This window comes from Vibrio sp. 10N.286.48.F5 (assembly GCF_041469785.1).
Lineage (GTDB): Bacteria > Pseudomonadota > Gammaproteobacteria > Enterobacterales > Vibrionaceae > Vibrio > Vibrio crassostreae_C.
This window is the reverse complement of record NZ_JBFRLG010000041.1, coordinates 20,181-33,063: the sequence shown is the minus strand read 5'-3', so window position 1 is coordinate 33,063 and position 12,883 is coordinate 20,181. Positions and strand designations below refer to the sequence as shown.

The following is a 12,883-nucleotide window of genomic DNA, read 5'->3' as shown; positions in this document are numbered from 1 at the left end:
TTAGAACTGGAGAGGTTAGAGCGTGATGCTTGGTTAGATTGAACGTGCTTAGATACCCCCTGACTGGTGTCTATTTCAGAGTCGATGCTGTCATCGAGCTGTTCTATTGAAGAGATCTGTTTTGCACGTTGCTGGTTGAATTGTGCTTCCAAAATGCGGTTGTAGCCCTCTTCTGCTTGTGGATTATCTTTTAAGGCTGCTTCATACCATAGCTGCGCTTTATCTAATGGTTGAAGGAGGTCTTGTGCTAGCGAGGATTCGTAGAGTTTTGCTACCTCGATAGGTGCGCGCTGGTTACCTTGCAACGCCGCTTTAATAAACCATTCCAAAGCAAGCTTGTTACTTTGTTCAACACCTGTACCTGCCAAGTACCATTCACCCAGTCTAAATTGCGCGTTTGGGTTGCCGTTTTCTGCTGACTGCGTGTACCAATACAATGCATCACTGGTGCTAACAGGAACGTCGACACCCGATTCATAAGCTTGAGCCAATTGGTATTGAGAAACTGGATCTTGAGGTTGTGATTCTAGTGAAAATTCATCACTGCTTGCTGCGTGCACGAAATGTGTGGTGGACAACGGTATCGTGGAAAAGATGAGGGCTAGAAATAGAGCTCTAAGAAATGATGAGGGGGGAAAATTGGACACGATAAACAATGGGACCTCATAGTTAAGTCTAATACGATATGTGGTTGTCAATTAAGTCGTATCTTCTTCGGCGAGTGATACGACTAAAGTAATCACTATCAATACCCTAAGCCAATGTGCATCGGCTCTATGATTTAGTTATCTTTTTAGCTGCCTGGGTACCGCCAACTGGTCGATTAACAGACAATTTACGACCTTTCTTCAAACCAACTTCATAATCGGCGGTGAGGTTTTTCATCGCTTCTCTCAGTTGCTGTTTGAACGTTTCACGGTCGATATTTTTGAATTCTTTATCAATGTAATTATTGATCTTGTTGTTTGATTCGTCGTCTGGGGTAATAGTTGGTAGCTTTTCAAGCGCACCTTCAACCCAGCCTGAAACAAACGAGTTCACGCGGCGTGTCACTTCTAAGGACCCTGTGCCAGAGCCAGCAAAGCTATTTCTGAATTGGCCGGTGTGTTCATTCAGTTCACGATAAATGATATCGAAAGCGAACGCTGCGAAGATCGCGCGGTCGGCTTCACCAATGAACTCAACACGCTTGAGGCCTTTATGATTCAGCAATACGGCTTCTACGCCAAATTTGGTGTTGATACCGCGAATAACACGCAGCAGTGTAGAACTGATATTTGCAGGTAACAGGTGACTGGACTGAGTTTTCCCCATCTTGATAAATTCAATATCGTCTTTTTCGAGACCATATTTCAGCATCAAGTTATGCGCCATTTTTATCGCATTGGCAGCTTCATTGACGTTCGCAGAATTTCCAAGCTCAAGACACTTGGCAATTTTCTTTAGGGCTTTTTTCTTATCCATCGACAATTTAATCAGTACCGCAAATTTTTAAAAGTCCAACATTTTACATGTTTTCGCGGGTAACAGAAAGGCAAAACTGGTTTGATGAACAAGGAAGGCGGTGAACATTGAACTGCATGAGCCCAGTTGGCGGTAAAAACAAAAACGCCATCAAGAGTATTGATGGCGTTAGTGACACGATTTTTTAAAGTGACTAGAGCATTTGCAAACTAGATACCCAGTTCATCGAGTAGGTCTGCTGCAGAATCATTGCCAGAGCTTTGAGCTGGCTTGTTCGCTTCTTGCATTTTTTTCTGAGTCGCCTCAAGAATGCTATCTGGACATTCGTCTTCTGCGATTTCAAATTCTTCCAATTGAATGAATTCGGTCTTATCCATCGCAAGCTCAAGGTAGAAGATGTTGTTATTGGCGGTAGAGAAGGTCACACGACGAGCTTGTGGACGATCGAGGTTAGTATCAACAGAAAGGTTTACTTGCTTGTTCAGAGCCAGCATTTTCGGTTGGTTTTGTGTGATGTTGGTTTGCAGCTCTTTGCGGATTTTATTGGTGAAGTCACCCACCAATTGGTTCATCAACTCACCCAATACATCACCCACTTCGTCTGAAGTATGAAGCACAGCGAGCTCGTTTTCAGGCATGCCCATATTGCGCATGTAATTGGTGTAGATCTCTAACGCTGCTTTGGACGTAAAATTGATAACAACAAGACCAGAAAAGCCGCCGTCAAACAGAACGAAGCAACCAAAATCTGGCTTTAGGCTTGTCTTGTTGATCTTTTGAACCATGGCTGAATAGGACACCTGAGAAGCCGTCGCTGAAGTCAGTACGCTTGAGACTGATTGGCATAGTTTAAGAAGGATATCTTCAGTTGTGACTGTTTTGTTTTTTTTCATTGTGATGTGCTCGTGGAGATGTCTTAAACAAAATGCTATTCAGTATATTGTTACTGAATTAAGACGAAAGTGACTATTTTTCCATTCTTGCACTGAGATTCTGATTTGATCACCTTTTTATATGATCTTAATAGTAGTAAAGTGACGAAATTCAAAGAAAATTATTATAAATCTCAGATAACCCAATGCTGATAGGATCAGCGAAGTAGGGGCAGGAAGCAAATGTTACCAAGACTTCAACTCAATGCTGATGTCGATCCAGTTGTCGTACGCTTTTTAGATGAACTAAAAACAGCGGGCTTTACTGGCGACATTGAATCTCAATATTCTAGCCGTTTGGCTGTGGCGACTGATAATAGTGTCTATCAGCAATTGCCGCAGGCGGTCATCCTTCCTAAAACAACGCAAGACGTTGTGCTTATCGGTAAAGTGGTTTCTAAATCCGCTTACGAACGCGTGACTTTTTCCCCTCGTGGCGGCGGTACCGGAACCAACGGACAATCTTTAACAAAAGGTGTCGTGGTTGACCTGTCGCGATACATGAATAAGGTTCTTGAGATTAACGAGAAAGAGGGCTGGGTAAGAGTTCAGTCTGGTGTCGTTAAAGATCAATTGAACGACGCTGTTCGCCCTTATGGTTACTTTTTCTCTCCAGACCTTTCTACCAGTAACCGAGCAACCTTGGGTGGCATGATCAATACCGATGCTTCGGGCCAAGGGTCATTGAAGTACGGCAAAACGTCTGACCATGTATTGTCGCTGCAAGCGGTGTTCGCAGATGGTTCATGTCTAGAATCTGATTTATCACACGGCTTACCTGTAGAGGGTGAATTCGCTCACCATGCACTTACGGTGACAGAGGCGGTTTGTCGAGACAAACGCGCTCAAATCTTAGATAAATTCCCTCCGCTGAATCGCTTCTTAACAGGCTATGACCTAAAGAATGCAATCAACGAACAAGATGACAGCTTTGACCTAACTCGCGTTCTATGTGGCGCTGAAGGTTCTTTAGCATTCATCACGGAAGCAAAGTTAAACCTAACCAAGATTCCAAAAGCGCGCACACTGGTTAACGTGAAATACAACACGTTTGATTCTGCGCTGCGTAATGCGCCGTTCATGGTGGAAGCGAAAGCACTGTCTGTTGAAACGGTAGATTCAAGAGTATTGAACCTAGCGAAGCAAGACATCGTTTGGCACACCGTGAGCGATTTGCTGACTGATGTTCCGAACAAAGAGATGCTTGGCATCAACATGGTTGAGTTTGCAGGCCAAGATGAAGCGGAAGTTGAACAGCAAGTTCAAGCGCTGACTGCACGCCTTGAAACCATGGTTGAAAGCGAAGAAGCCGGCGTGATTGGTTTTCAAGTTTGTAGCGATTTGGCGAGCATTGGCCGAATCTACAACATGCGTAAGAAAGCAGTGGGTCTGTTAGGTGCGGCGAAAGGCCGAGCTAAGCCAGTCGCTTTTGCTGAAGATACTTGTGTACCACCAGAAAACCTCGCGGATTTCATCTCTGAATTTAGAGTGTTACTCGATTCAAAAGAGTTGAATTACGGCATGTTTGGTCACGTTGACGCGGGCGTATTACACGTTCGTCCAGCATTGGATCTGTGTGACCCGATGCAAGAAGCATTGATGCATGAAGTCTCTGATGAAGTGGTTAAGCTGGTGGCGAAATACGGCGGTTTAATGTGGGGCGAGCACGGTAAAGGTTTCCGTTCTGAGTATGGCCCAGACTTCTTTGGTGAAGAGCTGTTTACCGAATTAAGACGTATTAAAGCAGCATTCGACCCGCACAACAAGATGAACCCAGGCAAGATCTGTACGCCTTTAGAAAGTGACGCTGAATTGGTGAAAGTCACCGATACCAAGCGTGGTTTCTACGACCGTCAGATCGACGTACAAGTTCGTGACAGCTTCAAGCAAGCAATGGAATGTAACGGTAACGGCTTGTGTTTCAACTACGATACTAGCTCGCCAATGTGTCCTTCAATGAAAGTTACGGCTGACCGACGTCACTCACCCAAAGGCCGCGCAGGCTTGGTAAGAGAGTGGTTGCGTCAACTGACTGAACAAGGCGTTGATATTCTCGACCTTGAGCAAGAAGCGTTGAAAGACAACACACCCGTTAAGACTATGATTGAGCGTGTTCGCAATACGATGAACAAACGCCATGAGTACGATTTCTCGCATGAAGTTCATGAGGCGATGAACGGTTGTTTGGCGTGTAAAGCGTGTGCGAGTCAATGTCCGATCAAAGTCGATGTACCAAGTTTCCGTTCTCGATTCTTGAACATCTACTACTCGCGTTACCAGCGCCCTGCAAAAGATTATCTAGTTGCCAACATTGAAACCATGCTGCCGCTGATGGCGAAAGCGCCAAAAGTAGTCAACGCTGCATTGGGTCAAAAGTGGATCCAAACGGCAACAGCTAAAACGGTCGGTTATGTTGATGCACCATTGATGTCGGTGCCTACGCTCAAAAATCGTCTAGCGAGTAAAGAGCTGCAACTCTTCGATTTACAGTATTTAGAAGGCTTGTCTTCTGAACAGAAGAAACAGCATGTGCTGATCGTTCAAGACCCGTTTACCAGCTTCTATGATGCCGAGGTGATTGAAGACTTTGTCACTCTGGCTCAAAAACTTGGCAAAACTCCGGTACTGCTGCCGTTCAAACCGAATGGTAAAGCGTTGCACATCAAGGGCTTCTTAAATCGTTTTGCACGTGAGGCGAAATCGACTTCGGATTTCTTGTCGATGGTGGCGGATATCGGAATTCCTTTGGTCGGTGTTGATCCTGCTCTTGTGCTTTGTTACCGCGATGAATACGTCGAGATCTTAGGTGACAAGCGCGGCGACTTTGATGTACTTACTGTGCATGAATGGTTAATGCCATCGCTAGGTGAGTTCGAAGCACGCTCAGCAAGTGAAGATATGTGGTACTTGTTTGCTCACTGTACTGAGAAAACCAAAATGCCGAACGCTGAAAAAGAGTGGGGTACTATCTTCAAACACTTTGGGGCGGCGTTAACCAGCGTTCCTGTCGGCTGTTGTGGTATGGCGGGAACTTTCGGCCACGAAGTCGATAAGCTACAAATGTCGAAAGACATATATGGTTTAAGCTGGAAGCCTCAAATGCAGGACTTACCAAAAGATCGTTGCTTGGTGACGGGCTATTCTTGCCGCAGCCAAGTGAAGCGTTTTGAAGGTGAGAAGCTTGCTCACCCATTACAGGCGCTAGCAAAAATTCTCTAATACATTTAGCCCAGCAATTGCTGGGCTTTTTTCTAAACTAACAAAGGAATGTTAATAAGGAAAAGTATGAAATTTCTAGAATTAAAAGTACCACCAGTTGCACTGTTCATTATTGTATTCGTAGCATCATACTTCTGCGCTCAACAGTTGAGCCAAGGGACACTGGCATTGCCTTATGGAATGATTGTGTTAGGAATCGGAGTCACATTGAGTGGTGTGATCGGAATATCCGGTATATTGGAATTTCGAAAACAGAAAACCACCGTTAACCCGATCAAAGTAGAAACCGCTTCAGCCGTCGTGGACAGTGGAATTTTTGGCTACACGCGAAACCCAATGTACTTAGGGTTGTTCATCCTGCTATTTTGCTTTGGCTACTTCTTCCAGAATATCTTCAGTGTACTACTTAGCTTTGGCTTCGTAATCTACATGAATTACTTCCAAATCAAACCCGAAGAGCGAGCACTAGAACAATTATTCGGCGCAGAATATGTTGATTACAAACAAAAGGTTAGACGCTGGATTTAGTGATGATTTGAGTGCTGGCTTAGTAATCGAAATAAAAAAGCCCAGCTTGAGATTATCAAGCTGGGCTTTATTGATCTTGTTCTAGAGCTGATTAAGCAGCTGCTGTGAACTGAGCTAGAAACATCTCTTTGCGTTCGTTGAAGCGGTTTACTAGGTCGTCTACAGAAGCTTGGTCGTATGGCTTAAGGCCACTTGCTACCATACGCTTCACGCCTTTACCTACTACTTCGCCGTCTTCTTTGAAATCGAAGTTCAGTGTCACGATGCCACGTTTGCCTTCAACATCAAAAGTCGCGCCAGAGAATTCAACTTCTGGGTGAGACAGGTCTAGGCGAGTAAATTCAACTTCCATGCTCTCGTAAATCACTAGAGGACGCTGGCAGTTGATCATCATTTGTTGTTCTTCCATAAGAGGAACCATGATGTGTGGGAAGTTCATGCCAGAGAACTTAACGTAGTTTGTTACTACGTGCTCGATGAATGCTTGATCATGGCTCTTCTCACCTTCACAAGACATGTGTAGGTACTCTTTACCATTTGCATCGATAAGTGAGCTCTCTTTTTCACACTTGTTGTCAACGCTTAACGCAATACCGTTACCAACCATACCTGAAAAATCAAAACGCATTTTTTGGCTGATGCCTTCTTTCTGCAGAAGAACTGCAAACAAAAGATCGCCAGGCACGCAGAAGCGCTTGTTGTCTTCATCGTGAATTGGGTTGAAGTCAGCAGCTACTTTTTTAGCAAAGTGGCTAGCTTGTTCACGAGTGAATTGAAATTGATTGTCTTTAGTAGAAAAGTAAGGTGTCAGAAACATAGTATCGCTATTAGTCATCAAATCTGGGGTGGATTATAGCTAACTAACTTCGATCTAATGGTCTATCCAGTTAACTTTGCTTATATATCAGTCGATTAGATAAATACGTTGGATGGTATGTGACGATTTTGAGGGGAATAGGGGCTTGGATTCAATGCAACAAGGGCTAATCAATAGCCCCTGTTTATATGACGTGCTATTTCGCCAAACCTTAGAAGCTACACAGTAGGCCTTCTGGCATTAGATGGTTATGCACTGATAATTTGAGCAGTAGATTTGCTTGCTCGATATCAGGTGAGAAGTAACGGTCTTTGTCGTAGAAGCTGACTTTCTCGCGCAGTATCTGTTTTGCTTCTTCTACTCGAGGAGAAGAGAGATTTGGTGCTCTAAAATCCAAGCCTTGTGCTGCTGCTAAGTATTCAACAGCCAAGATGCCACGGGTGTTTTCTGCCATGTCACGCAGTCGACGACCCGCAAAGGTTGCCATAGATACATGATCTTCTTGGTTTGCCGATGTTGGAAGGCTGTCTACTGATGCTGGGTGTGCCAGTGTTTTATTCTCGCTTGCCAGAGCAGCAGAGGTTACTTGAGCAATCATAAAGCCTGAATTAACGCCGCCGTTATCGACCAAGAAAGGTGGAAGTTTGCTTAGTGCGCTATCAATCAGCAGTGCCATTCTTCGTTCAGAAAGGCTACCAATTTCTGCAATCGCAAGTGCTAGGTTATCCGCTGCCATTGCCACAGGTTCTGCGTGGAAGTTACCACCTGAAATAATGTCGCCGTCTTCAGCAAATACCAGTGGGTTATCCGATACCGAGTTCGCTTCAACGTTTAACGTTTCTGCTGAATTACGAATTTGCTGTAAACAGGCACCCATCACTTGAGGCTGACAGCGCAACGAGTAAGGGTCTTGAACCTTTTCACAGCAAGTGTGTGATTCACCAATCTCACTCTTTTGATCAAGCATATGGCGATAAGCAAGCGCGGCATCCATTTGACCACGATGACCACGAACGCGATGAATTCGAGGGTCAAACGGACGACGACTACCCAGTGCAGCTTCAACAGACATCGCGCCACATACGGTTGCAGACGCAAACAAGTCTTCCGCTGCGAACAGACCTTCTAATGCAAAGGCAGTCGATGCTTGTGTGCCGTTTAACAGCGCTAAGCCTTCTTTCGGCGCAAGTGTGATTGGTTCAAGACCTGCGATCTGCATTGCTTCTAAGCCAGTGATGATCTTGCCGTTGTGGCGTGCTTGGCCTTCACCTAGCAGAACGGTACTCATGTGGGCGAGGGGAGCAAGATCTCCAGATGCGCCTACTGATCCTTTTTGTGGAACACACGGGTAAACCTGCGCGTTCACAAGATCGATAAGAGCGTTAATCACTTTGAGGCGGATACCAGAGTAACCGCGAGACAAGCTGTTAATCTTCAATACCATCATCAAGCGTACGGTTTCATCAGACATGAACTTGCCAATGCCCGCAGCGTGAGAAAGTACGATACTTTTCTGTAGAACTTCGAGATCTTCAGGCGCAATCTTGGTGTTTGCTAATAAGCCAAAACCCGTGTTGATGCCATACACAGTGCGGTCTTCAGCAATCACTTGTTCGACAACTTGCATGCTCGCTTCGATATCCGGGATTGCTGCAGGATCGAGTGATAAGTTCACAGGGCTACGGCTGATTTTTCGAAGTTCAGATAGGCCAAGAAGTCCTGGCTTAAGTAATAAGTTCAACATGTTCTCTCCAGACATTAAAGGCGACGAAGTTCTTCGTTTAGCATAGGTAAATCAAGCTTCTGCTCTTTGGCACATTGCTTGGCAATATCGTAACCTGCATCAGCATGACGCATAACGCCGGTTGCTGGGTCATTGTGAAGTACGCGAGCAATACGCTGTGATGCATCTTCACTGCCGTCACAACAAATCACCATGCCTGAGTGTTGCGAGAAGCCCATACCAACGCCACCACCGTGGTGCAAAGAAACCCAAGTTGCGCCGCCCGCTGTGTTCAGAAGGGCATTCAATAGAGGCCAATCTGATACGGCATCTGATCCATCCATCATGCCTTCTGTTTCGCGGTTCGGGCTTGCTACTGAACCTGAATCTAGGTGGTCACGACCGATAACAACTGGTGCTTTCAGTTCGCCATTTTTCACCATTTCATTGAATGCTTGGCCTAAGCGTTCACGATCTTTCAAGCCAACCCAACAAATACGCGCTGGCAGGCCTTGGAACTGAATGCGTTCACGCGCCATATCTAGCCAGTTATGTAGATGTGGGTTGTCTGGAATCAGTTCTTTTACTTTTTGGTCTGTTTTGTAGATGTCTTCTGGGTCACCAGATAGTGCCGCCCAACGGAAAGGACCAATACCTTCGCAGAATAAAGGTCGAATATAAGCCGGAACGAAACCTGGGAAATCAAACGCGTTTTCTACGCCTTCTTCCAGTGCCATTTGGCGAATGTTATTACCGTAATCCACGGTCGCTGCGCCGCGGTATTGCAGGTCTAACATCGCTTGTACTTGAATCGCCATAGATTGCTTAGCGGCTTTCACCACTTTTGCTTCATCAATGGAGCGCTCTTGTGCGGCTTTCTCCATCGTCCAACCTTGCGGCAAGTAGCCGTTAAGAGGATCGTGGGCAGAGGTTTGGTCAGTCACCACATCAGGTGTGATATTGCGTTCAACTAACTCTGGGAAGACGTCTGCGGCGTTACCTAATAAGCCAACAGAGATTGGCGTGTCTGACTCTTTAATCATTGCCATCGCTTCATCTAAGCTGGTGGCTTTTTTGTCTACATAGCCAGTACGCAAGCGGTAGTCGATTCGTGATTCATCACACTCCACTGCGATCATTGAGAAGCCAGCCATCGTTGCAGCAAGAGGTTGAGCGCCGCCCATTCCACCAAGACCGCCCGTTAGAACCCACTTGCCGTTTGCTTCACCTTGGAAGTGCTTCTTCGCGATAGCGACAAAGGTTTCGTAAGTACCTTGAACGATGCCTTGTGAACCAATGTAGATCCAGCTGCCCGCGGTCATTTGGCCGTACATCATCAAGCCTTCTTTATCGAGCTCGTTGAAGTGTTCCCAGTTCGCCCAGTGTGGAACAAGGTTCGAGTTAGCGATCAGTACGCGAGGTGCGTTTTTATGAGTCGGGAACACGCCCACAGGTTTACCGGATTGAACAAGTAACGTTTGGTCGTCCTCTAAACGCTCTAATACTTCAACAATTTTGTCATAACATTTCCAATCACGTGCCGCGCGACCAATACCGCCATACACAACCAGTGCATGTGGGTGTTCTGCCACATCAGGGTCTAGGTTGTTCATCAGCATACGCAGTGGTGCTTCTGTTAACCAAGATTTAGCGCGCAAAGTGGTGCCGTGAGGTGCGCGAATTTCGCGAGTCGTGTCGAGACGAGGGTCACTGTTGTGGTGTTCCGTCATTTTGAAATTCCTTCTGTTTCACGTTATATCGTTGTAGTTGTATTTATCTATATAGCTGGCTTATTCACTGGCCATTGCACTGGCAATATCCCAACACAAACGTGCCGCCAATCGAGCCGTTTGGCCATCGACGTCGTAGTCTGGGTTATATTCCGCAATGTCCGCGATAATGAGTTTCTCAATGTGTTTAAAAATCTGTTCTAGGAAAGGCGCGAGCGCTTCATAGCTAACGCCTCTTGCTGCTGGGGCACTAACACCCGGCGCAGTCGCTGCGGGGAAAACATCGAGATCAATGGTGAGATAGAGATAATCACACTCAGCGATGAATTTTTGTAACTTGATCAGTTGAGCGACTTGATTCACTTGGGTCATGTTGCGGTCGTGTTCATACCACACGCCTAGTTGGTCAGCTTTGTCAAACAGCGCTTTGGTATTGCTGGCGGCACTCACACCAAGACAAGCGTAATGAAACGGCCACTGATGTGTGTGGCAGTAATCACTTATCTGGTTAAATGGTGTGCCTGAGCTTGGCTTTACGTCAGCGATGTCGCTTTCAAATTCACGAAGATCAAAGTGAGCATCAAAGTTAACGATGCCTATTTTAGGTTTGCGTTCTGGCTGACCTTTATCAAGGTGTTGAGCTTTATGTCGGTGTTCCGTTTTATGTAAATGTTCCGCAAGACCTTGAAAAGATGCCCAAGCAACCTCATGACCACCGCCAAGGGTAATCACTTTGTTGGTTGCTAAGGCATTGGCAATCACAGAAGCACACTGTTTTTGGCTGACTTCCAATTGACCATCATTGCACTCGATATCACCAAGATCCGCGATGTATGCGTCACTGTGCCAAGCCATATTCGCCAGAGCTTGGCGTATCAAGTTAGGTGCTTGTTTCGCGCCCACGCGTCCTTTATTTCTTGCAACACCGGCGTCGCTGGCAAAGCCTACCAAGGCGATACCACCGTCAGTCAGCTCGTCACTTAACTCGCTACTTTGCACTTGCTTGGTAATGTGATGAACGCGAGTACCGAGTGGGCCATCTTCAAGATCATTACGCCCTGTCCACACAAAGTTATGCACGGTTGTTGCGTTCTCTTGGATAGCGTTGGATTTAGATTGAGTCATGACACACCTCGCCATTAACAATGCGCTTATGCAGGTGAGGAACACCAACTTGATAGCTTAAGTCGGCAGGGTGATCGATATTCCAGATAGCCAAATCAGCAGAGTAACCTACTTCAATTTTGCCTCTGTTTTGCGACTCGCCAATGGCAGCGGCTGCATGGCAAGTTACCCCACGTAATGCTTCTTCTGGGGTTGTGCCAAATAGGGTGCAGCTCATGTTCATCATCAGCGTTAAGTCTGCAAAGGGAGATGTGCCGGGGTTTAGGTCGGTCGCGATCGCCATTGGGATTTTGTGTTCACGAAGTAAAGCAATAGGTGGCTGTTGAGTCTCTTTCAGGAAGTAGAAAGCACCGGGTAGCAAGGTGGCAACTGTGCCTGATTCTGCCAGTGCTTTTACTCCGGTTTCATCAAGGTATTCAACATGGTCAACAGAGAGTGCGCCGTATTTAGCTGCAAGCGCGCTGCCACCCATATTCGAAAGTTGTTCAGTGTGGCCTTTAATCGCGAGGCCATGTGCTTTGGCTGCTGCAAATACACGTTCGGTTTGTTCTAGGTTGAAGCCGATAGATTCGCAAAACACGTCAACTGCATCGGCGAGCCCTTGCTCTGCAGCTTTAGGAATGATCTCTTGGCAAACCAGATCGATATAGCTGTCCGGTTGCTCTTTGTATTCGGGTGGCACAGCATGCGCTGCAAGGAGAGTAGTGGTGATCTTAATTCGGCGATGATTCTCTAAAGCTTTGGCTGCGCGTAACATTTTGAGTTCATCATCAAGTGTTAAACCATAGCCAGATTTTACTTCGATGCTGGTTACGCCACTTCTTAGTAGGCCATCAAGTCTCGGTAATGCCATTTCAACCAGCTCAGACTCTTGCGCTGCGCGTGTTGCAGTGACTGTCGCTAGAATGCCGCCGCCTTGCTTGGCGATGTCGGTGTAAGACACACCATTCAAACGCTGCTCAAATTCATTGGCACGATTACCCGCAAATACGAGGTGAGTGTGGCAATCAATTAATCCGGGTGTCACTAGCTTGTTCTTGCAGTCATAGGTGACGTAATCCAAAGAACCATCAACACGTACTTGTTCTAACTCAGAAGCAAGTGCGCCTTGGTTTGAACAAGAGATGGACACGATTTTACCGCTTTCGATAACGATATCTTGAGGGGAAGAGGGCTGATAACCGTCGACTCCCGAGCTCATGGAGACCACTCGTGCATTTTTGAGGATCAAATTCATAATCACCTAGATCTTTGCTAAACATTAAATGTATATACAAATAAATAGGCTAAACGCTGACCCGAATCAAGTCGATGTTGCAAAAATGTGATCGGCGATCAGGATGAT

10 protein-coding genes are annotated in these 12,883 nt (G+C 46.1%); 2 read left to right on the top strand and 8 right to left on the bottom strand.

Annotated elements, in window-relative coordinates:
- From AB4185_RS19435 to AB4185_RS19425, 3 genes are all read right to left on the bottom strand, one after another.
- Nucleotides 1-656 (bottom strand): tetratricopeptide repeat protein (locus AB4185_RS19435; protein ID WP_372135801.1); only part of this gene is annotated, 656 nt, incomplete at its 3' end.
- A 118-nt stretch (nt 657-774) separates the two neighbouring features.
- Nucleotides 775-1,464 carry a DUF2786 domain-containing protein gene (locus AB4185_RS19430; RefSeq protein WP_017059769.1) on the bottom strand — a complete coding sequence of 230 codons (690 nt, stop codon included), beginning with the start codon at nt 1,462-1,464 and terminating at the stop codon, nt 775-777.
- 209 nt (nt 1,465-1,673) lie between these two features.
- Nucleotides 1,674-2,357, bottom strand: coding sequence for a DUF3334 family protein (locus AB4185_RS19425; RefSeq protein ID WP_017059770.1), 684 nt, complete (start codon nt 2,355-2,357; stop codon nt 1,674-1,676).
- Nucleotides 2,358-2,579: 222 nt separating this feature from the next.
- Here AB4185_RS19425 and AB4185_RS19420 point away from each other — a divergent pair, with 222 nt between their 5' ends.
- The gene (locus AB4185_RS19420) at nt 2,580-5,615 is read left to right on the top strand and encodes an FAD-binding and (Fe-S)-binding domain-containing protein (RefSeq protein ID WP_171733459.1); all 3,036 of its coding nucleotides are present in this window, start codon (nt 2,580-2,582) and stop codon (nt 5,613-5,615) included.
- A gap of 66 nt (nt 5,616-5,681) precedes the next feature.
- The gene (locus tag AB4185_RS19415; RefSeq protein WP_017066183.1) at nt 5,682-6,143 is read left to right on the top strand and encodes an isoprenylcysteine carboxylmethyltransferase family protein; all 462 of its coding nucleotides are present in this window, start codon (nt 5,682-5,684) and stop codon (nt 6,141-6,143) included.
- A gap of 91 nt (nt 6,144-6,234) precedes the next feature.
- Here AB4185_RS19415 and AB4185_RS19410 read toward each other — a convergent pair whose 3' ends face one another.
- The 5 genes from AB4185_RS19410 to hutI all read right to left on the bottom strand — a co-directional run bounded on the left by AB4185_RS19410 (nt 6,235) and on the right by hutI (nt 12,775).
- Nucleotides 6,235-6,960, bottom strand: coding sequence for a DUF3581 domain-containing protein (locus AB4185_RS19410; protein ID WP_017070238.1), 726 nt, complete (start codon nt 6,958-6,960; stop codon nt 6,235-6,237).
- A 211-nt stretch (nt 6,961-7,171) separates the two neighbouring features.
- A complete protein-coding gene (hutH, locus tag AB4185_RS19405) occupies nt 7,172-8,704 on the bottom strand; it encodes a histidine ammonia-lyase (RefSeq protein ID WP_017067090.1) in 1,533 nt (510 codons plus the stop codon).
- 14 nt (nt 8,705-8,718) lie between these two features.
- Complete coding sequence (hutU, locus tag AB4185_RS19400) at nt 8,719-10,413, bottom strand: urocanate hydratase (protein ID WP_017063597.1); 1,695 nt, start codon at nt 10,411-10,413, stop codon at nt 8,719-8,721.
- A 60-nt stretch (nt 10,414-10,473) separates the two neighbouring features.
- Nucleotides 10,474-11,538: a formimidoylglutamase gene (gene hutG / locus AB4185_RS19395; protein ID WP_372135800.1), complete on the bottom strand. Its 1,065-nt coding sequence runs from the start codon at nt 11,536-11,538 to the stop codon at nt 10,474-10,476.
- Nucleotides 11,525-12,775: an imidazolonepropionase gene (gene hutI / locus AB4185_RS19390; RefSeq protein WP_372135799.1), complete on the bottom strand. Its 1,251-nt coding sequence runs from the start codon at nt 12,773-12,775 to the stop codon at nt 11,525-11,527. Before hutI ends, hutG begins: the two co-directional genes overlap by 14 nt.
- Between the last annotated feature and the right edge of the window lie 108 nt (nt 12,776-12,883).